Raw genomic sequence first — 22,766 nt, forward strand, 5'->3', positions numbered from 1 at the left:
CCGAAAACCACGCTGGTCGTTCAAGGCTTCTTACCTGCTAATCGATATCAAATTTAGATTGAAACAGCAGAACGATATCAACTCCGTTGCAAAAAAAGTGCTTCTGCAGGAGGCTGAAGCAATTCGCGGTGTAGCCGACGCTATAGAGCAGACCCCCGATTTTGCACAATGTGTAGAGGCCATTCTGGCTTTGCGCGGTCGTGTGGTGGTAACGGGCGTGGGGAAAAGCGCCCATATTGCCGGCAAGATCGTAGCCACGCTCAATTCCACCGGCACGCCTGCCCTCTTCATGCATGCCGCCGAGGCTATTCATGGCGACCTAGGTATGATTCAGCCGGAGGACTTCGTTCTTGCTATCAGCAAGAGCGGCGATACGGCCGAGATTAAAGTGCTTGTGCCCCTGCTGCGCCGCAGAGGCGTTTTGCTGGCTGCGCTGGTTTCCAATGCGAATTCTTACCTCGCCACGCAAGCCGACTACGTGCTGCACGCTCCCGTAGAGCGCGAGGCGTGCCCGCACAACCTAGCCCCAACTACCAGCACCACCGCCGCGCTGGCCCTCGGCGATGCCCTCGCCGTTTGCTTGCTGGAAGCCCGGCAGTTTAGTAGCTCCGATTTCGCGCACTTGCACCCTGGGGGCACCTTAGGCAAGAAGCTTTATTTGAAGGTAGGCGACTTAAGTCGCCAGAATGAAAAGCCGCGCGTGTCAGTGGAGGCGCCCTTAAAGGAGATTATTCTGGAAATATCGGGGAAGCGACTAGGGGCTACTGCTGTGCTTGACCCCGATGATGACTCCTTGCTCGGAATCATTACCGATGGCGACTTACGACGGATGCTCACTAACTTTGCCCGTCTCGACGACATACGCGCCAGCGACATCATGACCCCTAAGCCGGCAACCATTGATCTGGACGATTTTGCGGTAGAAGCGCTCGTTCGTATGCAGCAGCGCAACATCACGCAGCTCATTGTCACTGAAAATGAGCAGTTTTGTGGTTTCATTCACCTGCACGATTTGTTGCGCGAAGGAATAGTATAGCTTGGATTGCCCGCGAAAACCTCCTAGGTTGCCTGCTTGTAATCCAACGTGTTGTTGTCAAAACACAAAAGATAATGTTGGGGTAACTGCATTATCAATGGGAAATATAGCATATTTGCTTTCTTTAAGACATAAGGCTTTGCATGACCAGGGTCTCGGACCTTTTTAGAACTATGGAACAGAACACCTACCTCGTGGTAATGGCCGGCGGCATCGGTAGCCGCTTTTGGCCCTTTAGCCGCACCAATCACCCCAAGCAATTTCACGATGTGATGGGCGTGGGGCGCTCAATGCTACAACTCACCGTCGACCGCTTTCAGGGCGTTTGCCCGCCCGAGAATGTGTTTGTGGTGACAAACCGTGATTACACGGAACTGGTGCATCAGCACCTTCCCGAGTTGCCACTCGATCAAATCTTGGGTGAGCCTATCGGTCGCAATACGGCGCCTTGCATTGCGTATGCGAGCTACCGCATCATGCAGCGCGACCCCCAAGCGGTGATCATCGTGACGCCCGCCGACCATGCCGTATTGCGCGAAGAAGAATTCCGCAGCACCATCACCCGCGCCGTGGATGCTGCGCGTACCCATGAAGTGCTGATTACCCTAGGTATCAAGCCTGCTCGCCCCGACACTGGCTACGGCTACATTCAGTACCTCGACCAAGACGATAGCGGTATGCCCGGCGGGCTGAAAAAGGTGAAGACCTTCACCGAGAAGCCCAATTTGGAGCTAGCCAAGATGTTCGTGGAAAGCGGTGACTTCCTCTGGAACTCAGGCTTGTTCGTGTGGCGGGCCGACGTGATTGTGCAGGCTTTCCACAGCTACCTGAGCGATATTTCTGAAGTGTTCGACGATGGTTTGGCCCAGCTCGGCACGCCCCAGGAAGAAGACTTCATTACTCAGGCCTACACGCGCTGCCGCAACATCAGCATCGACTACGGCATCATGGAGAAGGCGGACAACGTGTACGTGCTGCCCGCCGATTTTGGCTGGAGCGACCTAGGTACCTGGGATTCTCTGCACCGCATTGGCCGCCCCGACGAGTGCAACAACGTTGTCGATGGGGATGTGATTCTCTACGATACCTGCGAATGCGTGATCAAGACGCCTTCTGAGCGTTTGGTGGTAGTGCAAGGCCTTGACGGCTACATCGTTGCAGAGTACGACAATGTGCTCCTAATTTGCAAGCGCACCGAAGAGCAACGCGTGAAGGAATTCGTAGCCGACGTGAAAGCTAAGAAAGGCCACGGCTACAACTAACCTAGGTACTAGCCCAAGGCGCTAGGCATCTATTTCCCCGAAGTATTTGGCAACAAATATTTCGGGGATTTATTTTTTGCGGGAAATTATTTCCCGGAGGAGCTACTGACCTAGCCATGCAATTAAAGGTAGTTATTGGAAATATATTTTTGTTATTAATTGAATTTTAACATTTTACTAAACAATGTGCTGTATTATTGTTAAGAACTATAGAGGAGCACATGCCTCTTCTTGTGCTGTTGAGTTGCCGTTAAGCTAGCCTTAACGTTTTATAAAATTTGTTGCTCCTGACTTAATAGAGGTCTGAACAACAAGTTTATCCGCTTCTACATTTTGCTGTCGAGCCGAACAACGTAATTGTTGGGCCAGGAGCAGAAGTGTTTACCCATCCGCGGAGCGCTTTTGTAAGCGTGCCTTACGGAGCCTCCTTTCCACACCTATTGGTTCGCGTTTGTCCCTTGTCACCGGAGTTATCAGCCGGTGAGAAATGTGCGTGCACTACCCACTGCTAGCAGCACGTGCCGCACGCGTTACTACTTACGCCCGCGTCCTGGGTTGGTAACTACCACGAGTCGCAAGCACATCCCTGATCCTACTACCATACCAGCAGAGCCCCATGAATTTCAAAGACAGACTGTACGAAGTTTACGTGAGTAGCGAGCAAGGAGGAGGAGCCGTAATGAACCAGCTGAAAGACGGCAAGAAGCTCTTTGACGGCAACGGCCCATACATCACACAGCTCATCAAAGAATATATTCCTTCCGACCGCAATCTGCGCATCATCGACCTAGGGTGTGGCCACGGTGCCCACCTGTATTTCTTGAAGCAGCAGGGCTACCACAATCTGATCGGCGTAGATACTTCGGCCGAGCAGGTAGAGCTAGCCCATCAGCTGGGAGTAGAAGAGGTGCAGCGCGGCAACATCGATGAGTTCTTGTCCCGCGACCAAGAAGCAGCCGACGTGGTGCTGCTGATAGATATTCTGGAGCACTTGCCACTGGAGGGGACATTCGAGCTGCTCGACAGCATTTTTAGCAAGCTGAATAAGGGCGGTCGGTTAATTATCCACGTGCCGAATGCCGAAGGGCTTTACGGAATGCGCATCCGCTACGGCGACCTGACGCATGAGCAAGCCTTTACGCCCACTTCCATTCGGCAGCTGCTAAAAACGATTGGGTTCTCCAAAGTCACCTATTCAGAGGATAAGCCCGTAGTACACGGAATTTTGTCGTTTGTCCGCCGCGTGTTGTGGGGCGTTCTGACGGCGCCGCACCGCCTGCTCCTGATGGCGGAAACCGGGCACAAACGCTTCATTTTGTCGCAGAATATGTTGGTGGTGGCCCAGAAGGGCGGCTAAGTGTAGCTGCTGACACCTAGGTCTTGCGAACGGCGCGTGATCGTAATTGGGGCTTAAGGCGCAGAACAAAGAGCCTTCGTAGCGCCTTGGCTTGCGGATATTGAAGAATCAGGTAGCTTTAAGCGCTTGCCTTTCCGCGCCAACCGACCATCTCACCCCTTCACAAGGCAAGCTTTCTGATATTATGACGCTGAAAGCTAGGTGCTTCTCGTGGCAGCCATTGGTGCTGTTTTTCTCGTTGCTGGTTGTCGGATTTGAAAGCTGGGGACAGGCCGCCCCGCAAGGTAAGCCGGTTCGGATAGAAGTGAACTTGCAGCAGGAGCTAGGTCCCATGAAGCCCATTTGGGCGTGGTTTGGCTACGACGAGCCGAACTACACCTACATGAAAGATGGGCGGAAACTGCTCACCGAAATCAGTCAGCTCAGTCCGGTGCCGGTGTACGTGCGCGCCCACAACCTACTGACGTCTGGCAATGGGGAGGCCGCCATGAAATGGGGCTCTACCAACGTGTACACCGAGGACGCAGAAGGACGCCCGCATTACGATTGGGCGCTGGTCGACAGCATTTTTGATACCTATGTGAAGCGCGGAATGAAGCCCTTGGCGCAGCTAGGGTTTATGCCCGAGGCCATGTCGACGCACCCAACGCCGTACCGGCATTACTGGCAACCGGGTCAGCCGTACCAAAACATTATTACCGGATGGGCCTATCCGCCGAAAGATTACCAGAAGTGGGGCGAGCTAGCCTACCAGTGGGTGCGCCATTGCGTGCAGCGCTACGGGCAAAAAGAAGTAGAAAGCTGGTACTGGGAAGTATGGAACGAGCCCGATGGCTTCTACTGGAAAGGCACACAAGCAGAGTTCTTCAAGCTGTATGACTACGCCGCCGATGGCGTGAAGCGCGCCCTACCTACTGCCCATATTGGCGGACCAAACGTGACCGGCGGCGCGCAGAAATACCTCGATGCCTTCCTCAAGCACTGCACGGAGGAAACCAACTACGCGACCGGCAAGATCGGTTCGCCGCTGGATGCGGTGCTGTTTCACGCCAAAGGCGCCCCGAAGCTGGTGAATGGGGTAGTCGTGATGGACGTGCGCCAGCAGCTGCGCAACATCGATGGCCACTTTAAAATCTTGGCCAAGTATCCGCAACTGAAGAGCCTGCCTATTATCCTCGGCGAATCGGACCCGGAAGGCTGCGCAGCCTGCGGTATGCAAACCAATCCGGAAAATGCGTATCGCAACGGCACCATGTATTCGAGCTACACGGCTGCCTCTTTGGCGCGCGAATACGCACTAATGGATTCGTACCAAGCCAACCTTATTGGGTCAACCAACTGGTCCTTTGAATTTGAGAACCAGCCGTGGTTTGCGGGTTTCCGGGACCTAGCTACCAACGGCGTGGATAAGCCGGTACTGAACGTGTTTCGCATGTTTGGGATGATGAAGGGCAACCGCATCACGGTGCAAAGCCCGCGCATGTACCCGCTGCAAACGGTGCTCGATTCCAGCGTGCGGGCTCGGACGGATATTGGGGCCCTAGCAGCCAAAGACCAGCGCACCGCCACCGTACTGGTTTGGAACTACCACGACGCCAACCAAACCAGCCCCGGCGAGCCGGTGCAAGTGTACTTACAAGGGCTACCGGCTGGCGCAGTCACCGTAACGCATTACCGCATCGACAACGAGCACAGCAACTCGTACGAAGCGTGGAAAAAGATGGGCTCACCGGCCCAGCCAACTGCGGCTCAGATTGCGGCGTTGGAAAAAGCCGGCCAACTACAGATGCTAGCTAAGCCTACCAAGCAGCAGGTGAAAGGTGGCTCCCTGGCCATGAGCATGCTGTTGCCGCGACAAGGGGTGTCGTTGCTCAAAGTGGACTGGTAAATAACAAGGCCAGTAGGAGACTACTGGCCTTGTCGAAACAACAAAGAGGATACGCAAGAGCTAGCTTAGGTCATAGATGCCCACGGGGTCCATGTCGGTATACTCTAGGTTTTCGCCGGCCATGCCCCAAATGAAGGCGTAGTTGCTCGTGCCGCAACCCGTGTGAATCGACCACGGCGGCGACAGAATCGCTTGTTCGTTGCTGATCCAAAGCGGACGAGTTTCCTGCGGCTGCCCCATCATGTGCAGCACGCGCTGATTCTCGGGCAGGTTGAAGTACAAGTACGCCTCCATGCGCCGGTCGTGCACGTGGCTCGGCATGGTGTTCCACACGCTGCCGGGCTTGAGCTGGGTGAGGCCCATCACGAGCTGGCAGCTCGGAATGCCTTCGTTGTAGATGTACTTGTAGATGGTGCGCTGGTTGGCAGTTTCCATGGTGCCCAGTTCGACGGGCGTTGCCTCGGCTTGCGTGCGGCGAGTGGTAGGATATTCTTTGTGCGCCGGTGCCGAGAGCAGGTAGTACTTCGCCGGGTTGGCGGCATCTGCGCTGCTGAACTGCACCTCGCGGCAGCCTTTGCCGATGTAGAGGCAGTCTTGGGTACCTAGGTCGTACGTTTGGCCATCAACCACAATCTGGCCCGCGCCGCCGATATTCAGGGCACCTAGCTCCCGGCGCTCCAGGAAGAAGTTAGCTCGCAGTTCGGCGGGGCAAGGCAGGGTTACGGGCTCCGCGAGTGGGGCGGCGCCGCCCACCATCATGCGGTCGTAATGGGTATAAACGAAGTGAATATCGCCGGGTACGAAAACCGTTTCTACTAGAAAGTGGCTGCGCAGTTCCGCCGTATTCATGGCCGCAGTTTCGCGCGGGCTGCAGGCATAGTATTGAATCATAACGTGGAGTGTTGAATGGTAAGCGTTGATGGTTGAATGTTGAATGCTAGGTAGTGGATGTTAATTAGTTGAATTCTGACTCTGAACAACTCAGCACACAAACCCCAGCACGCAACATTTCTTTATCGTCCCATCCAGCCGCCGTCGACGGTCAGGATGGTGCCGTGTACGTAGTCGCCGGCTTTGGAAGCTAAGAAGACCGTTGGCCCTTTGAAATCGTCGGCGGTGCCCCAGCGCCCGGCCGGGATGCGACCTAGGATGCTCTGGCTGCGCTCGGGGTCGTTGCGCAAAGCGGTGGTGTTGTCGGTGGCAATGTAGCCGGGAGCAATAGCATTCACATTCACCCCTTTGCCAGCCCACTCGTTGGCCAGCGCCTTCACCAAGCTACCGATAGCGCCTTTGCTGGCCGCGTAGCCCGGCACCGTGATGCCACCCTGGAAGGTGAGCAGCGACGCCGTGAAGATGATTTTGCCCGACCCTTGCGCCAGCATCTGCCCACCGATGGCACGAGCTAAGCGGAAAGGCGTATCGAGGTTGATGGTGAGTACCTCGTCCCAATCGGTGTCGGAGTGCTCGGCGGCGGGGGCCCGGCGGATGGTGCCGGCGTTGTTGATGAGGATGTCGATGCGTGGGAAGTCCTGCTGTACCTTCTGAATAAACGCATCGACTTGGTCACGCTTGCTGAAGTCGGCTTGATAGGCGGTGAAGTTTCGACCTAGGGCACGCACGGCTTGTTCGGTTTCGCTGCCGCTCAGGGCCAGGGAGGCCGACACCCCGATGATGTCGGCGCCGGCTTCGGCTAGGCCCAGTGCCATGCCTTGCCCGATGCCTTTGTTGCAGCCAGTCACCAGCGCAATTTTACCCGTCAAGTCGAAGAGGGGGGATGTATTCATAAGGTCCGTTTTTGTTAGCGGGCGTTAAGGTAAGCAGCGCCGGCTTTTCTTGCTCGTCATGGCCGCTATTTAGGAAAGGGTACCTAGCAGCTGGAATGGAGACATGCGTCCGCATAGGTTTGCGGGAGCTGCCGGAATAGGCTGATGTTCTATAAAGCTTTGATTACTACAGGAGCTATTTCTAATCTCCGCTTAATTTACCCCCCATTTTGACCAAAAGCCCCCCGCTAGCTTGGGGCAGACGCCTGTACTTTTAAGCTGCTGAAACGATTGCGGAGCCGCTCGGATAATGCATTCTACTTTACCCAAAAAGAAGATACCCCAGTTCCTCTTTCGGCTGAAGCACACACCTGCTTATTTATTTCCCACTTGTCCGGTGCAATGCCGGCATTAATTTCTCATTTTATGAGGGTAAAAACGTTACTCTTCTGCGGGGCCCTGGTGCCGCTGCAAGTAATGCTCCCGGCAGCCGTTCACGCAACGACGTCGGGAGAAGGCAAAAAAGTGGGGGCGAATTCAACGTTGCCCGTAACCGAGGCGCTAGCTGTTGAAGGGCCCATTACGGGTACTGTGCTTGATGAAAAAGGCAATGGCATGCCCGGCGCCACAGTAGTACTGAAGGGCAGTACCCTAGGTACTTCTACCGATGCTAACGGCCGCTTCACTCTAGATATTCCGGCAGGTACAGCTAGCCCGACGTTGGTCGTTTCTTCTATTGGCTACGTGAAGCAGGAAATTGCGGTGGGTACCCAAACTACCTTTTCCATCAAGCTAGCCCAGAACACGCAAGACCTGAACGAAGTGGTGGTGGTGGGCTACGGTACCCAGAAGCGCTCCGACGTGACGGGCTCTGTGGCCTCGGTGCCGCAGGACCGCCTAGAGCGCATTCCGGTTTCGAACGTGGCGCAGGCCCTGCAAGGCGCAGTGGCGGGCGTTAATATTACTGCCGCATCGAGCGTGCCGGGCAGTCAACCTAGCATCCAGGTGCGGGGCGTGCGTTCCATTACGGCCGGGACCAACCCCTACTTGGTAGTGGACGGGGTGCCCTTTCCGGGCAACCTCAACGACATCAACCCCAACGACATTGCTTCCATCGACATTCTGAAGGACGCCTCTTCGACGGCTATTTACGGCACGCGGGGCTCTAACGGCGTAATCCTGGTGACTACCAAGCGCGGCAAAACCGGCAAGCCCCAGATTCGCTACAACGGCTACGCTGGGCCCGAGTACATGGTATACAACCTCCACCCGCTCGACGGGCCGGCCTTTTCGACCAAGTGGCAGGAGTTTACCCGGCAGCGCGGCATCAACCTCACCCCCGTGCCGAACACTGGTGAGCTAGATAACTACAACAACGGTCGCACCACCGACTGGATGGACCTGATCAAGCAGCAAGGATCTATTCAGGACCACAATGCTTCTATGTCGGGCGGTACGGAGAACGTGAAGTATTTCGTGTCAGGTGACTATTTCAAGCAAAAAGGCATCATCAAAGGCTACCAATTTCAGCGCATTAGCCTGCGTTCGAACATCGATGCCACGCTCACTAACTGGCTGCGCGTGGGCACGTCGACTTTTTACTCTACTTCTAACGACGACGGAGGCCGCGCCGACCTGAGCCTAGCGCAAGTGCTGAGCCCCTACGGCAGCGTTTACAACCCCGATGGCACCTACACAATCTATCCGCAGCCGCCGGAGCAATTGGTCAAGAATGCCATGCTAGGTCTTACGACGCAGCGCCAAGACCGCGTAAACCAACTCACCGGCACGGGCTACGCCGAGGTAGAGCCTACCTTCGTGGAAGGGCTAAAGTATCGGGTGAATGCGACGTACTCATACCGTCCGGGGCGCTTTGCCAACTACAACGGTCGTCAGTTTGGTGACCTGCGCGGCACGGCTCAGCTCATCAACGACGAGCGCCAGAACTACACAGTGGAAAACCTGCTGTTTTATAACAGGTCCTTCGGGAAGCACCACTTCGACCTGACGGCCCTCTACAGCGCCCAGGAGAACCGGTATTTCACGACCACCGAAACGGCTACTGGGTTCATCAACGACCAGATTGGTTTTAATAGCATCGGGTCGGGCTCGAACACGCCTACCATCAGCTCTTATAGTGAGCGTCGGACGCTGGTGTCGCAGATGGGACGCCTCAACTACAACTACGACAGCCGTTACCTGTTCACGGTTACGGCCCGCCGCGACGGTTCGTCGGTGTTCGGCATCGACGCTGATAAGTACGCCGTTTTCCCGTCGGTGGCCCTCGGATGGAACATCGCCAACGAGGCGTTCTTGAAAGACCAAGACCGGGTGAGCGTGCTGAAGCTGCGCTTTTCGTACGGTACTACTGGCAACGAGGGGATTAATCCCTACCAGACTATCACGGGTGACGCGCTGCTGCAATACGCCTACGGTGGGGTAGCAGCCACGGGCCTGCGAGCCGACCGAATCGGTAATACGCGGTTGAAGTGGGAGCAAACCACCAGCGCCAACTACGCCGTGGACTTTGGTTTCCTGAAAAACCGAGTTACCGGTACGGTGGAATATTACGACGCCAAAACCAAGGACCTGCTGCTAAACCGTCAGATTCCGATCATTTCGGGCTACAGCACTATTTTGGATAACGTGGGTTCGGTGCGCAACCGGGGCCTGGAACTGAGTCTGACCACGGCCAACGTGCAGAATTCCAACTTCACCTGGGAGACTACGCTGAACGCCTCGGGCAACCGCAACCGCCTGCTGAGCCTAGGCTACACCAACGCCGACGACATCGGCAACCGCCTCTTCATTGGCCGCTCGTTGGGGGCCGTGTACGACTATGTGAAAACCGGCGTGTGGCAGCAAGGCGAAGACCCCAGCACCCAGGACCCCGGCTCCAAGCCCGGTGACCTGAAGTTTGCTGACCTCAACGGCGACGGCAAAATCACGACCCTCGACCGCAAGTACCTAGGTACAAACTACGCCAAATGGCAAGGTGGCATCACGAACACCTTCACCTACAAAGGCTTGAGCTTGCGCGTGTTTATCCAAACGGTGCAAGGCGCCCTGAAGAACAATCCCAACCTGAACTTCCTGGACCTAGGTGGGCGCCTCAACAGCCCGCGGGAGGTGGGCTACTGGACGGCTGACAACAAGAGTCAAGACCGCCCTAGCCTAAGCTACATCAACCCCCGTGGATATGCTTTCCCCAGCAACAGCAGCTTTACGCGCCTCAAGGACGTGACGCTCAACTACACGTTCCCGGCCGCGCTGATTGATAAGCTGAAGCTAGGTTCGCTGTCGGTGTACGTGAGCGGGCGCAACCTGTATACCTGGACCAAGTGGGTTGGCTGGGACCCCGAGCAGACCTACACCATTGGTAACGGCACCGGCAACATCGACAACCCGACTAGCCTGCTCAACGCGCCTACGTCGTTCAGCCCGGGCTCGGGTGTGAACCCTAACTTCCCCACCGTGCGGACGTTCGTTTTCGGCCTTAACCTAGGCTTGCGCTAATTTTTTCAGCGGTCAGCACCTAGCTTTTTCGTCTTGCTAAAAGCAGACAGGCATGCGCTACTTGCTAACCGCTCATAAAACTTCCCACTTCGACATATGAAACGTTTTGCGTTAGCTTTTACGGCCTTGTTGGTCACGGCTCAGTTTATGAGCTCTTGTAAGAAAGATTACCTGGAGGAAAACCCCGCCTCGCTTTATACGCCCCAAACGGTGCTTGTAGACTCGCTGGGCTTCGAATCATCCATGGCAGGCTTGCAGTCCGTGGTGCGCGAGCAGTACACCCGCTCCGACGAGCAAGGCCTGCTCGGCATGATGCAGGAAGGTACCGACGTGGCTATTCCTGGCCAGGTGCAAGGGGCTGAAATACCCTACTACAACTACACGCTGCTCAACGCCCAGGACCAGGCCGCCGCGGTGATGTGGAGCTGGGCCTACCGCACCATCAACAACTGCAACCAGATTATTCAGGGGGCCGCCACCGCGCCAGCCACGCTGCGACAGGGCTACAAGAACCGCATCAGCGCCGAGGCTAGGTTCTTCCGCGCCTACGCCTACAACTTCCTGGTCACGCTCTGGGGCGACGTGCCGCTAGTGGATGCGCCCGTGACCTCGCCGCGCACCGACTTCACCCGCACGCCCGTTGCCGATGTCAACGCCTTTATCATCAATGATCTAACCACGGCTATTCCAAGCCTTCTTCAAGCCAGCCAGCTCAGTAGTGCTGCTTCGGGCCGTATCACGCGCGGTGCTGCGCAGCACCTGCTCGGTGAAGTGTACTTGCGAACCAAACAGAACGCGCTGGCCGAACAGGTGCTACAAGCACTGATTAGCAGCAACCAGTACAAACTCATTATGGCCCGCTACGGGGTGCGCTCCAATCAGCCGGGCGACTACTTCTCCGATATGTTCATTATCGGTAACCAGCGTCGTAGCCAAGGTAATACGGAGCTGATCTGGGGAATTGAGCAACAACTACTGGTCCCGGGTGGCACCACCAGCGCCCAGCAGCGTCGCATGTGGGTGCCTGCCTATTACAACATCAAGGGAATGGCGCTGGCCGATTCGCTCGGCGGACGGGGCCTAGGTCGCCTGCGCCTCAGCAACTGGGTCGATTACCGGCTGTATACTAGCCCAGACATGCGCAACTCCAAGTACAACCTCAAGCGGCGCTTTTACTACAACGACGCCACAATGCCCGCTACTTACGGCAAGCGCGTGACGGGCTTAGCAGGCTCGGATACCATCTACAACATCACGCCCTATACCACCAAGTGGAACCAGTTCGACCCCAGTGATACGTTCGGCTTCGGCACGATCAAGGACATCACGATGATGCGCTTGGGCGAAACGTACCTGTTGCTAGCCGAAGCCCAATTCAAGCAAGGCAAGCTAGCCGAAGCCGCCGCGAGCATCAACATGCTGCGCACCCGCGCGCAGGCTCCGCAAGTAACGGCCAGCCAGATCGACCTGAATTTCATTCTGGATGAGCGCGCCCGCGAACTGATCGGGGAGGAGCAGCGCCGCATTACCTTGGTGCGCACGGGCACGCTGGTGGAGCGCACGCTGCGACTGAACGGTGCGTCGGTAACGGGATTAACTGAAAAGAACCTGCTGCTACCCATTCCGCAGACGTCTATTGATTTGAACAACAGCGGAAATTTGGCGCAAAATCCTGGCTATTAAGGCCGTGAGGTAAGAGGCTAGCGACGTGATGCTGGTGCCTAAAAACAAAGCCCCGTACCTAGCTAGGTGCGGGGCTTTGTGTGGAAGAAGCTTGTGCTACGAAAGAGCCTTTTCCATCACCACGAATGTGAGCACCTGGTTTGGGATGCCAAACTTAGGCGAAGTAGGAAAGGGCTCGGTGGCGCCCGTCAACTGGTAGCCGCGGCGCTCATACCAGGCAATCAGCTCGTGCCGCACCGAAATCACGGTCATTGTAACCCTTCGGCAGTGCTGGTGCCTCGCATACGTTTCTCCTGCTTGCAGTAGCTGCTTGCCAATGCCTTGTGTCTGCAAGCCCGGCTTTACCGAAAGCATACCTAGGTAAAGCGTATCCCCTTTTTGTTTTAAGTACACGCACCCAAGCAATTGTTCTGCGCTGTCGGTGCACTTGAGAATGGTAACAGCGGGCGTCTGTAGCATCTCGTGCAAGGAATCGGCATCCGTCCGAATACCTTCCAGCAAGTCGGCTTCGGTGGTCCACCCTTGGCGGGACTCCTCGCCGCGGTAAGCACTATTGACGAGGGTCACCAACGCCGGAATGTCAGCTGGGGTAGCAGGCGCGATTTGTAAAGACGTATACATGCGTGTAAATGAAGCAGCTAAGTGTAGCCAAAGCCGAACCTAGCTGCTTAAAGCATAACGAGTAATTCTTCGTTGCCTACTTGTGTGTACTTATTGAGCAGCGGCTGCGCGCAGCCGCTGGCGCTGCACTTCAAATAGCATGATACCACTAGCCACCGATACATTGAGCGAGCTGATTTGGCCCACCATCGGAATGCGAATTTTGTGATCAGCAAGCTTCAGGTACTCGGGTGAAATACCATCTTCCTCGCTGCCCATCAGCACCGCTACCGGACCGGTGAGGTCCACGGCACCGGTTTCGAGGCTAGCTTCGGCCTTTTCTGTGCACGCCACCACCTGCACGCCCGACTGTTGCAGGAATGCAATGGTTTCTTTCAGGTTAGGCTCCCGACACACGGGTATCAGGTTCAACGCGCCGGCTGACGTCTTGAGCGCATCCCCATTGATTTGCGCCGCACCACGGCTCGGCACCACGATGGCGTTAACCCCTAGGCACTCTGCATTTCGGGCGATAGAACCGAAGTTGCGCACGTCGGTGATGCGGTCCAAAAGGAGCAAAAGCGGCGTTTTGCCCTCCTCGTACAAACCCGCCAGAATGCTGTCGAGCGGCTGGTAGTCGATGGGCGACACGAACGCCACTGCGCCTTGGTGGTTCTTGCGCGTGAGGTCATTCAGCTTTTCGAGCGGCACTAGCGCCACCGGAATGTTGGCGGCCTTGGCTAGCTCGCTTATCTCCTGGGTAATGCTGTTCTTGGTGCTGCGCAGCAAGTATATTTTTTCCAGGGTGCGGCTTGCATTCAACGCCTCCAAAATGGGGCGCAAACCAAACAGCATTTCAATGCTGCGGTCGGCGGCTGGTTTGTGCGGGTAACGGGGCTTGTCGCCACGCGGCGCACGGTCGCCGCCCGCGTTACGGTCGGCGCGGTCACCCGGCCGATTTACCGGGCGGTTTTCGGAATCGTAAAAGCGGCGGCGCTCATTCAGCGGGCCGTCGGGGCGGTCAGTCCTTTTCTCCATTGATCGACGGCGGCATACCAGAGGCGTTCATACTCAGGGCGGCGCACCAATTCATAGTGTTCGGGCGCAAAGGTACTGGGTTTAGCGTGGAACGTGTACGTGCCTTCGCCCATCATGCCGGGTCGGTACATCCAACGCTCCTCCGTGGCGGTGCGATACACCGTTTCAGGCGGGCCATACACAATGTACAGCATGCCGCGGTCAGTCATCCAACCAGCTTTATAGCTCGAAAATAAACGATTGGCCGCCGCTACTCGCTCGTAGTACGTTCGAATCAGCTGGCGGGCAATGGTTTGCTGCCCATTGGCTATGTCCAGCCAAAATCGGTCGACGGCGCGCTTTGGATCGGGCGCATCGTACAGCCGCTGACGTTCGGCCGTCGAGGTCAGGTAGATAAGAGGCTGAATTAATTCCGTCGCCTGCGTCAGCTCCGGGAAACTGTTACGCTCAGCAAGCAGCCCAACAGGTTTTTCGCCGCCGCTCACCCGCATGGCGTACAAGCCGGGCCCAGCTAGTTTGATGCGACGACCGGCTTGTATGCCCGACGAATCCTGCACGGACATTGTGCGAGGCGGCGGGGGAAGAGTGGCTGGGTTCGTCATGGGCGGCAAGGCCGTCATGAAGTTGGGTGCGTATTGCTTGATGGTCAGGGGCTGTTGCGCGCCGTAGCTACTCACCTGAAATACTTCATTAACCCGCACGTAGCGCCGCAGCAGTGGCGTCCCTATCGAATCGGCTAGCATAAATGTCCGGCTAAGTCGCTCAGGTGTAATTTCCAACCAAACACCTTCGCTGCTATCCTCGTTATCGGTTGTGCCGCTGTGCACGTTCAGCACTTGGCCGGCGGCCAACGAAGCAATGGGCAAGCTGAAGTCGACGAGCCTGTCGGTGCCTAGCGGCCGTATCCGACGGGCTAGGTGCCGCACACTGTCTTGCCAAACGGGTTTCCGGCTTTCGTAGTTTGGCCAGATTACAACCCGCAATGGCTGATTAGAAGGCAAAGCTTGAGCATTTGAGAAACGCAGAAAAATGTGCAGGCTATCGTTCTCGCGGCGGGTGTCAAGCTGAACCTGGCGGTCCAGGCGGTATTGACCTGAGAAGTCGCGACGTGGTCCGGGAGGCACCGCGCTCGGTAAGCTCAGCAAACCTAGGACGAGCAAACAAGGCGCCCCTAGGGTAAGGAGAACAGGTTTTTTCATTTCAACAATCGACTAGCGCAACAGGCTGCTGCATGGGCCAACCTGCCTGTTAGAACGATTTACGTATTACAACAAAAAAAGCCGATTCCTATGAAAGGAATCGGCTTTTGTAATTAAGAACCTAGCTTACTGCTGCGGGTAATATTGGTTGAGCAGCGACACGGCCTTGGAGGCACGCTGTTGGTCGCCGAGCTGTTCGGCAGCCCGGTACACGTTGCTCAGGCTGATTAGGTGTGTTTGAATTTCACGGTCGAACAAGGCGCTATTATGAGTAGAGTAGTAGGCGAGTGCCTGCTGCGCACGGTTCGTTACCGTGTCCATAATCTCATTGGCGCGTTTCTTTTCGCCCACTGCTACCAATGGTACAATGGCTTGCGGCGTATAGAAGTCATACGGAATTGACTTATCCGGCATTACTTCAAACGACTTATTCAGCACTTGTTTCGCCTTGGCTGTATCGCCGGAAGCTAGGTAGGCCTCGGCCAACTGGTTGAACTTGTCTCGGTAATTAGCCGGGAAGCGCAAACTGTTTTCGTCGTAGAAAATGTTCGGATCGTTGAGGTTCCGGTAAGCAAACGCCTGCATCATGTTCTTGTACATGATGTCCTTGGCGATGTAGCCTTCCCGGTCCGACTTCGGATCATAGCTAGGGTCGCGCGCGGGCAGGATGCGGTTGGCCATGCCTTCCAATTGGAAGTAAGGCTGCAAATTCATGAAGTCGGAGTTGTCGACTGTGGTAGAGAAGTACACTGGGCGCTTCCAATTATTGGTGGCCAGGATGTCCAGAATCACCAAGTTCTTCTTCTCAATAGCCCCCTTGCCTAGGTCCCAGCTCATCCGTGATACCAACTGCTTACGCCGCTCGGCTGGAATAATACCGAGCTTTTCTACGGCGGCCGTATCGACGTTGAGATAGAACTTACGCGTGGGGAATGAAAGCATGGTGCTGCCACTCTGGGTTTCTACCTTCAGCAAGTCGCTGTTCTGCTCTACTAGCTGAATAAATTGTTTCAAGTCTACTTCCTTCACCGATGGGTTCTCCACGTAAGGCAAGTAGTCGTTGGTGCCCTGCGAGTAGTCTTTGTTCTCCATCGAAATGGGGAGCGGGTCCGACTTGTAGGAGCGGCGCTTCATCTGGTCGATGTACCAGTCTGTATTCAGGTAGCTCAGTACGGCCACGCGCACGTCGGTCCGGATGCCTTCTACCTCTTGGGCGTACCAGAGAGGGAATGTGTCGTTGTCGCCGTTGGTAAATAAGATAGCATTCGGCGCGCAGGAGTTCAGCAGGTTTTTGGCCGAATCTACCGACGAGTAGCGGTCCGAGCGGTCGTGGTCGTCCCAGCCTTGGGCCACCATAATGCCTGGTGCGATAAGGCCAATGAGCAAGGCCACGGCGCCACGGGCGGTATCGGCTTTCAATACGGTGCGCAGCAGCTCGGCCAGCCCGAGTACACCGAGGCCAATCCAGATGGCGAAAGCATACGTGGAGCCAGCAAATGTATAGTCTCGCTCACGCGGCTCAATCGGCGGCTGGTTCAAGTAGAGCACAATAGCTAGGCCCGTGAATACAAACAGCAAGCCCACAATAAATGATGTTCGGCTGTCGCGGCGCACGTGGAAGAACAAACCAATCAACCCTAGGATCAGCGGAATGGCGAAAAAGTTGTTGTGCGCTTTGCTGTCCGCTACGCGCTCTGGCAAGCCTTGCTTCGATGAAGTCGGCCATACCACCCCAGCTTGCTGCACGTCACTTTCCCGGCCCACGAAGTTCCATAGGAAATAGCGCATGTACATGTGCCCCATCTGATAGCGGAACAGATAGCTCAGGTTTTGGCCCATCGTCGGCTTCGCGTACGAAGGCCGGTTTGTGTTGGGGTCAGTGTATTGCTGAATGTCAATCCACTTCTTGTAGTTGTAGATGTGCTCTGGCTGCGAGCTGTATAAGCGTGGTAGCAGCATCTTGTCCTCGTCGCGGTAAATCGTTTCGAGACGCTTTTCAGCTACTACATACTTATCCCCTTTGCGAACATAGCGCGGCGCTCCTTCTTCCTGATCAATAGGCTCCGCATTGAATTGCGGGCCGTATAGCAACGGCCGGTCACCGTATTGCTCCCGCTTCAGATAGCTCACGAACGACAACACATCTTCCGGATCGTTCTCGTTGATGGTTGGGTGATAGCTGCTGCGAATCGGGACAATCAGATACGTTGAGTAGCCAATCAGAATAAACACGAAGCTTAGCATGGCAGTGTTCACCAAGCGGTTGCGTGTGCGGAAAGAATAGCGGAATCCTAGCCAGATTAGGGCAATAAAGGCAATTAGGAAGAAGATCAGGCCTGAGTCGAACGGTAGACCTAGCGTGTTCACGAAGAACACTTCCACAGAGCCTGCCAGAGAAGGCAACCCCGGAATGATGCCGACGAGAATAGCGCCCACAATCACCATGCTTATTACCAGCGTGACTATACCGCCCGCCACTGTAGGGTTCGCCGTGCGGCGGTAGTAGTAGATAAAGCCTAACGCGGGTAGCGCTAGCAGGTTCAGCAAGTGAACCCCGATGCTGAGGCCTACTACATAACCAATAAGAATAAGCCACTTGTCGGAATCGGCCTCGTGGGCACGGTTCTCCCACTTGAGCATAATCCAAACAACCGCCGCCGTAAACAACGACGACATGGCGTATACTTCGCCTTCTACGGCGTTAAACCAGAACGAATCAGAAAAGGCGAAGGCTAAGGCGCCTACTACCCCCGAACCTACGATCAAGAGCGTTTGGCCGCTGGTGGGCTCTAGCTGCTCATCGTTTGGCACATTGGTCCCAAGCACCAGCTTTTTCGCCAGAATCGTGATGGTCCAGAAAAGAAACAGTACCGTGAATGAGCTGCTGAGCGCCGACAAAGCATTGATCAGCACAGATACCTTCGTGACGTCGCCGAAGGAGAACAGCGACATAATACGCCCTAGTAACAAGAAGGTAGGTGCCCCCGGAGGGTGAGGAACAAGCAGCTTGTAAGAACAGGCAATGAACTCGCCGCAGTCCCAAAAACTGGCAGTAGGCTCTAGGGTAAACAGGTAAGTGAGCGTGGCAATAGCAAATACCAGCCACCCCACTAAGTTATTCAGGCTTTGATAACGACGCATACTACTTAATCAGAGAAGAGCCAAAAGTAGGTAATAAATCCGGCCGTGCCACACCTAGGTTTGGGTCATAAGAGTCGACTTGCCAGAGGAGAGCACAAAAAAAGCAGTCGATAAATCGACTGCTTTCTCTAGGAAAACGATGGCAAGATAAACAATTAGTTTTGTAATACGAGACGTTTCGTACTTACAATTTTATCGTTTACTAATAAGCTGTAGAAGTACATACCTGCGGGCAGATCCGAGAGGTTCACGGCAATGGAGCTGTTGTCCTCGGGGCGAAGCAAGGTAGTGCGCACTTCCCGGCCAATGATATTGCTTAAGCGTAACTTATAATCCTGCCCAAGCCCAATGCGCTGACTGAGCGAAACCGTCACCATGCCTTTAGCTGGGTTAGGATAAATACTCAAGCTTGGCGCAGCAGCGGTAGCTCTTACTTCTTGTACCTTAATAGCATGCGCTAACTGCGTTGTTTTGGGCGCCACAGAAGCCGCCAGCACCGTTAGGCGTGCAGCTACGAAGGCAAAAATTAAAAAGTAGCGTGTAAAAATTTTCATGAATTAGGTGGTGGGAAAGGAAGTGGGCGCAAAAAGTAAACGAAAGATCAGTGGGTTTTCAAAGGAGAGTGTCCTGTGCTTACCCGTGTTACCGCTGAGTTGCAAGCACCGTGCCCTAAGCTAGGTGGCTAGCAACTTGTCAGGGTACAGATACTGTGTTAGAATGAAAGGTTGCAAGAAGGTTTACTTTCTCTGAACATTAAATGAAAAAATTAGGCCTTTCCCTAAAATATTCACCAGCTTCCGACGTCATTATAAGTAAACTTGAACTTTGATATGACAAAGATGACCAATCACTCTTAGTATATAGTAGGCTTTTCTACGATCTGGGCTTAATCATAGACAAACTTGATTTCTTGAAGGCCGAATCGTTGCAGCTTGCCATCTATTTCCACCATCAGCCGACCGGCCTCATCCACGTCCACGATACGGCCCGTTACTCTTCTGCCGGCAACTTCGTACGAGTGCCATTCTTCGTAGCGATACAGTGCCCGTAAGTAGTCGGCGCGCAGTGACACCCGCTGTCCGGCGCGTGCTTGCAGGTAGCGCCGTTCCAAACTTTCGAGCAAGCGCATAGCTAAAGGCGGCAGCGCATAATGTCGCCCAGTAAGCTTGCCAAAAGAAGTGGCAGTGGGGATGCCAAAATTTTGTTGGTTGATATTTAAGCCAATTCCAACGATACTAGATTGAATTTTGGCGCCGCTTACGGTGTTTTCAATGAGTATACCACCTAGCTTCTGGTCGCCGAAGAAAAGGTCATTTGGCCATTTGAGGCGCAGAGCTGGATCGGGGCCCAGTAAACTGCTAGCCCAGTCGTGCACGGCCAGCGCAACGGCTTGGCTTAGTTGAAATTGGTCGTTAGCGACCAGGAAAGAAGGAAACCAAACCACCGAAAGTGTCAGGTTTTCGCCGGCAACCGCCTCCCAGCGGTTGCCACGTTGGCCGCGACCAGCGGTCTGTTTGTCGGTAATTACAGTGCAGCCTTCGGTGGCGCTGTTTTTGACGACTAAGGTCTGGGCTTCCGTGTTTGTGGATTCACATTCGGGCAACCAGATTAGTTGCTGGCCCGTGAAGAGGGTTTGGGGGGATAGTGCCTCCACCTGATTTTCGTACTTTGTGACGTTCAAACCTAATAGTATCCTATGAAAAGTACCCTAGTCCGGCAGGATTCGGACAGATTGGCAGATGTAGTAGTGCGCGGTATGCAAGAAAAAAAGGCTGCCGATATCGTGGTACTCAATCTCAAAGAACTTAAGAATGCAGTAGCAGACTATTTTGTTATCTGTTCAGCATCTTCCGATACCCAACTCGATGCTATTGCTCGCTCAGTAGAAGAAGAGGTGGAAAAGCTTACTGGCCAGCAACCCTGGCAAACCGAAGGCCGCACCAATCGTGAGTGGGTGCTGCTCGACTATGTGGATGTAGTAGTGCACGTATTTCTCCGCGACCGGCGTCAGTTTTACGCGCTGGAAGAGCTGTGGGGCGATGCCGAAATTTCCTACATCGAAGAAGAAGCCGAAGCACGTTAAACTCGCGTAGCGGCTCCGAACAATTCCTTCAGGCGGAGTGTTCCGCTTATGTTTTGCTCTGAAATCCCAATTCATGCCTGATACAACCCCCAAAAAGAAAAAACCCATGCTACCCGCCCCCACGCCGCGGCCGAGTATGCAGATGTGGGTGCTGGCCGGGTTAGTGGTGTTCATCTTCGGGATGTTCTACTTCAACCGCAGTACCTCGACCATCGAGACTACGCAGCAACGCTTCGAGCAGATGCTGCTAGCCGGCGATGTGCGCGACGTGACCTTGGTGAACGACCGAATGGTAGAGGTGACCCTCAAGCCCGAAGCCGTAAAGAACGCCAAATATAACCCAGAGCTAGCTCGTCGTGGTCCACTTGCCATGGAACAAGGGCCGCAGTATAGCTTTCGTGTCGTAGACGGTAAGACTTTCAAGGAAGACCTCGACAAAGTACAGGCTGACCTGCCACGTGAGCAACGCGTGGGCCTCGACGTGAAAGACCGTCAGGGTTATGGCGACCTAATTACAAGTTGGGGCTTTATTCTATTGCTGTTCGTTGGCTTCTGGTTTCTGATGCGTCGTATGAGCGGCGCGGGTGGTCCTGGTGGTCAGATTTTCAACATCGGTAAGTCGCGTGCTGCTTTGTTCGAAGGCGGCGATAAAGTGAAGATCACCTTTAAAGATGTAGCCGGCTTGGAAGAAGCCAAGGAAGAAGTACAAGAGATTGTCGAGTTTCTAAAAAACCCTTCCAAGTTCACTATCCTAGGTGGTAAGATCCCGAAAGGTGCTTTGCTTGTAGGTCCTCCCGGTACTGGTAAGACCTTGCTAGCGAAAGCTGTGGCTGGTGAAGCCGACGTGCCTTTCTTCTCGTTGTCGGGTTCTGACTTTGTAGAGATGTTTGTAGGGGTAGGTGCTGCCCGCGTGCGTGACTTGTTCAAGCAGGCCAAAGCCAAAGCACCCTGTATCATCTTCATCGACGAAATTGATGCTATTGGTCGGAGCCGTTCGCGCGGCAACGTACCCGGTGGCAACGATGAGCGTGAGAACACCCTGAACTCGCTGCTGGTAGAAATGGACGGTTTTGGTACTGACTCGGGTGTTATCATCCTAGCTGCTACTAACCGCCCGGATACGCTGGACTCAGCCCTGCTGCGCCCTGGTCGTTTTGACCGTCAGATCAGCATTGACAAGCCAGACATCAATGGCCGCACGCAGATCTTCAATGTACACTTGAAGCCGCTGACCCTGGCCCCTGACGTGGAAGCGAAGAAGCTAGCTGCGCAAACCCCCGGCTTTGCAGGTGCTGAGATTGCCAACGTCTGCAATGAAGCTGCCCTTATTGCCGCCCGTCGCGACAAGAAGATGGTGACTATGCAAGACTTCACCGACGCCGTCGACCGTGTCATCGGTGGTCTGGAGAAGAAGAATAAGATCATTTCTCCTGGTGAGAAGAAGATAGTAGCGTATCACGAAGCTGGCCATGCCATTGCTGGCTGGTTCTTGGAGCATGCCGACCCGTTGGTAAAAGTGAGTATTGTGCCGCGTGGTGTGGCTGCCTTAGGCTATGCCCAGTATCTGCCCCGCGAGCAGTTTCTATACAACACCGAGCAGCTCACCGACGAAATGTGCATGGCTCTAGGTGGGCGTGCCGCTGAAGAGCTAGTGTTCGGTAAGATCTCGACGGGTGCGCTAAGCGACTTGGAGCGTATCACGAAGATGGCTTACAGCATCGTGACCATGTATGGCATGAACTCGAAGCTAGGTAACATCTCCTTCTACGACTCGAAAGGCCAGAATGAGTACGGTTTCACCAAGCCATATTCAGAAGCTACTTCGCAGATGATCGACGAAGAAGTGCGCACCATCATCGAGAATGCTTACAACCGCACCAAGGATTTGTTGACCGAGCGTCGGCATGAGTTGGAGGTGGTTGCCAAAGAGTTGCTAGATAAGGAAGTGCTGCTGCAAGATGACCTAGAGCGTCTGGTAGGCCGCCGTCCTTATGATAGCCAAACAACTTACCAAGCTCACATGGCTGGCACCGACCGTAGCGAAACGCTCAGCGAGCGTAAGCAGGAACACGCCTTGCCCCTAGGCGACGACCTCCCCGACATGAACCTGCCTGGCATCGACGATAAGCCAACTAACAGTGGCCATACGGATGTGCCCTCAGGCAGCGCCGTAACACCGGTGTAGTGTTGCATAATCCAT

General features: G+C 54.9%; 16 protein-coding genes. 8 read left to right on the forward strand and 8 right to left on the reverse strand.

The window, feature by feature from the left end; all coding sequences use genetic code 11:
- Window positions 1-58: 58 nt before the first annotated feature.
- From BXP70_RS04865 to BXP70_RS04880, 4 genes are all read left to right on the forward strand, one after another.
- On the forward strand, window positions 59-1,036 hold the full coding sequence (locus tag BXP70_RS04865) for a KpsF/GutQ family sugar-phosphate isomerase (protein WP_086592898.1): 978 nt from the start codon (window positions 59-61) through the stop codon (window positions 1,034-1,036).
- A 173-nt stretch (window positions 1,037-1,209) separates the two neighbouring features.
- Window positions 1,210-2,298 carry a mannose-1-phosphate guanylyltransferase gene (locus BXP70_RS04870; protein ID WP_086592899.1) on the forward strand — a complete coding sequence of 363 codons (1,089 nt, stop codon included), beginning with the start codon at window positions 1,210-1,212 and terminating at the stop codon, window positions 2,296-2,298.
- Window positions 2,299-2,914: 616 nt separating this feature from the next.
- Complete coding sequence (locus BXP70_RS04875) at window positions 2,915-3,655, forward strand: class I SAM-dependent methyltransferase (RefSeq protein ID WP_086592900.1); 741 nt, start codon at window positions 2,915-2,917, stop codon at window positions 3,653-3,655.
- A gap of 184 nt (window positions 3,656-3,839) precedes the next feature.
- Window positions 3,840-5,543: a GH39 family glycosyl hydrolase gene (locus BXP70_RS04880; RefSeq protein ID WP_086592901.1), complete on the forward strand. Its 1,704-nt coding sequence runs from the start codon at window positions 3,840-3,842 to the stop codon at window positions 5,541-5,543.
- A 60-nt stretch (window positions 5,544-5,603) separates the two neighbouring features.
- Here BXP70_RS04880 and kduI read toward each other — a convergent pair whose 3' ends face one another.
- The gene (kduI, locus tag BXP70_RS04885) at window positions 5,604-6,434 is read right to left on the reverse strand and encodes a 5-dehydro-4-deoxy-D-glucuronate isomerase (protein ID WP_086592902.1); all 831 of its coding nucleotides are present in this window, start codon (window positions 6,432-6,434) and stop codon (window positions 5,604-5,606) included.
- A 122-nt stretch (window positions 6,435-6,556) separates the two neighbouring features.
- The gene (gene kduD / locus BXP70_RS04890) at window positions 6,557-7,327 is read right to left on the reverse strand and encodes a 2-dehydro-3-deoxy-D-gluconate 5-dehydrogenase KduD (RefSeq protein ID WP_086592903.1); all 771 of its coding nucleotides are present in this window, start codon (window positions 7,325-7,327) and stop codon (window positions 6,557-6,559) included.
- Window positions 7,328-7,732: 405 nt separating this feature from the next.
- On the opposite strand from kduD, the gene BXP70_RS04895 reads away from it, so the two are divergent.
- Entirely contained in the window at window positions 7,733-10,822 is a 3,090-nt protein-coding gene (locus BXP70_RS04895) for a SusC/RagA family TonB-linked outer membrane protein (protein ID WP_086592904.1), read from the forward strand.
- 96 nt (window positions 10,823-10,918) lie between these two features.
- A complete protein-coding gene (locus BXP70_RS04900) occupies window positions 10,919-12,505 on the forward strand; it encodes a RagB/SusD family nutrient uptake outer membrane protein (protein ID WP_086592905.1) in 1,587 nt (528 codons plus the stop codon).
- A gap of 96 nt (window positions 12,506-12,601) precedes the next feature.
- Here BXP70_RS04900 and BXP70_RS04905 read toward each other — a convergent pair whose 3' ends face one another.
- From BXP70_RS04905 to BXP70_RS04930, 6 genes are all read right to left on the reverse strand, one after another.
- A complete protein-coding gene (locus BXP70_RS04905) occupies window positions 12,602-13,126 on the reverse strand; it encodes a GNAT family N-acetyltransferase (RefSeq protein WP_086592906.1) in 525 nt (174 codons plus the stop codon).
- Between the two features lie 90 nt (window positions 13,127-13,216).
- A complete protein-coding gene (gene rlmB, locus BXP70_RS04910) occupies window positions 13,217-14,143 on the reverse strand; it encodes a 23S rRNA (guanosine(2251)-2'-O)-methyltransferase RlmB (RefSeq protein WP_086592907.1) in 927 nt (308 codons plus the stop codon).
- Window positions 14,107-15,342, reverse strand: a complete 1,236-nt coding sequence (locus tag BXP70_RS04915) for a GWxTD domain-containing protein (protein WP_086592908.1) — start codon at window positions 15,340-15,342, stop codon at window positions 14,107-14,109. The genes rlmB and BXP70_RS04915 overlap by 37 nt, the downstream gene beginning before the upstream one ends.
- Before the next feature lie 126 nt (window positions 15,343-15,468).
- The gene (locus tag BXP70_RS04920) at window positions 15,469-18,483 is read right to left on the reverse strand and encodes a glycosyltransferase family 117 protein (protein ID WP_086592909.1); all 3,015 of its coding nucleotides are present in this window, start codon (window positions 18,481-18,483) and stop codon (window positions 15,469-15,471) included.
- Window positions 18,484-18,638: 155 nt separating this feature from the next.
- Window positions 18,639-19,037 carry a T9SS type A sorting domain-containing protein gene (locus BXP70_RS04925; protein WP_086592910.1) on the reverse strand — a complete coding sequence of 133 codons (399 nt, stop codon included), beginning with the start codon at window positions 19,035-19,037 and terminating at the stop codon, window positions 18,639-18,641.
- Between the two features lie 332 nt (window positions 19,038-19,369).
- Complete coding sequence (locus BXP70_RS04930) at window positions 19,370-20,164, reverse strand: biotin--[acetyl-CoA-carboxylase] ligase (protein WP_086592911.1); 795 nt, start codon at window positions 20,162-20,164, stop codon at window positions 19,370-19,372.
- A 15-nt stretch (window positions 20,165-20,179) separates the two neighbouring features.
- Here BXP70_RS04930 and rsfS point away from each other — a divergent pair, with 15 nt between their 5' ends.
- Together rsfS and ftsH are read left to right on the forward strand one after the other, a co-directional pair.
- Window positions 20,180-20,566 carry a ribosome silencing factor gene (gene rsfS, locus BXP70_RS04935; protein ID WP_086592912.1) on the forward strand — a complete coding sequence of 129 codons (387 nt, stop codon included), beginning with the start codon at window positions 20,180-20,182 and terminating at the stop codon, window positions 20,564-20,566.
- Between the two features lie 73 nt (window positions 20,567-20,639).
- Window positions 20,640-22,751, forward strand: a complete 2,112-nt coding sequence (gene ftsH / locus BXP70_RS04940; protein ID WP_086592913.1) for an ATP-dependent zinc metalloprotease FtsH — start codon at window positions 20,640-20,642, stop codon at window positions 22,749-22,751.
- Window positions 22,752-22,766 lie beyond the last annotated feature (15 nt).

The organism is Hymenobacter crusticola, from assembly GCF_002154225.1.
Classification (GTDB): Bacteria; Bacteroidota; Bacteroidia; order Cytophagales; family Hymenobacteraceae; genus Hymenobacter; species Hymenobacter crusticola.

Bases quoted from the DNA above. Each gene is read 5' to 3' on its own strand.
- BXP70_RS04870 (WP_086592899.1), top strand. From the start codon at position 1,210: ATGGAACAGAACACCTACCTCGTGGTAATGGCCGGCGGCATCGGTAGC.
- BXP70_RS04875 (WP_086592900.1), top strand. From the start codon at position 2,915: ATGAATTTCAAAGACAGACTGTACGAAGTTTACGTGAGTAGCGAGCAA.
- BXP70_RS04880 (WP_086592901.1), top strand. From the start codon at position 3,840: ATGACGCTGAAAGCTAGGTGCTTCTCGTGGCAGCCATTGGTGCTGTTT.
- kduI (WP_086592902.1), bottom strand. From the start codon at position 6,434: ATGATTCAATACTATGCCTGCAGCCCGCGCGAAACTGCGGCCATGAAT.
- kduD (WP_086592903.1), bottom strand. From the start codon at position 7,327: ATGAATACATCCCCCCTCTTCGACTTGACGGGTAAAATTGCGCTGGTG.
- BXP70_RS04895 (WP_086592904.1), top strand. From the start codon at position 7,733: ATGAGGGTAAAAACGTTACTCTTCTGCGGGGCCCTGGTGCCGCTGCAA.
- BXP70_RS04900 (WP_086592905.1), top strand. From the start codon at position 10,919: ATGAAACGTTTTGCGTTAGCTTTTACGGCCTTGTTGGTCACGGCTCAG.
- BXP70_RS04905 (WP_086592906.1), bottom strand. From the start codon at position 13,126: ATGTATACGTCTTTACAAATCGCGCCTGCTACCCCAGCTGACATTCCG.
- rlmB (WP_086592907.1), bottom strand. From the start codon at position 14,143: ATGGAGAAAAGGACTGACCGCCCCGACGGCCCGCTGAATGAGCGCCGC.
- BXP70_RS04915 (WP_086592908.1), bottom strand. From the start codon at position 15,342: ATGAAAAAACCTGTTCTCCTTACCCTAGGGGCGCCTTGTTTGCTCGTC.
- BXP70_RS04920 (WP_086592909.1), bottom strand. From the start codon at position 18,483: ATGCGTCGTTATCAAAGCCTGAATAACTTAGTGGGGTGGCTGGTATTT.
- BXP70_RS04925 (WP_086592910.1), bottom strand. From the start codon at position 19,037: ATGAAAATTTTTACACGCTACTTTTTAATTTTTGCCTTCGTAGCTGCA.
- rsfS (WP_086592912.1), top strand. From the start codon at position 20,180: ATGAAAAGTACCCTAGTCCGGCAGGATTCGGACAGATTGGCAGATGTA.
- ftsH (WP_086592913.1), top strand. From the start codon at position 20,640: ATGCCTGATACAACCCCCAAAAAGAAAAAACCCATGCTACCCGCCCCC.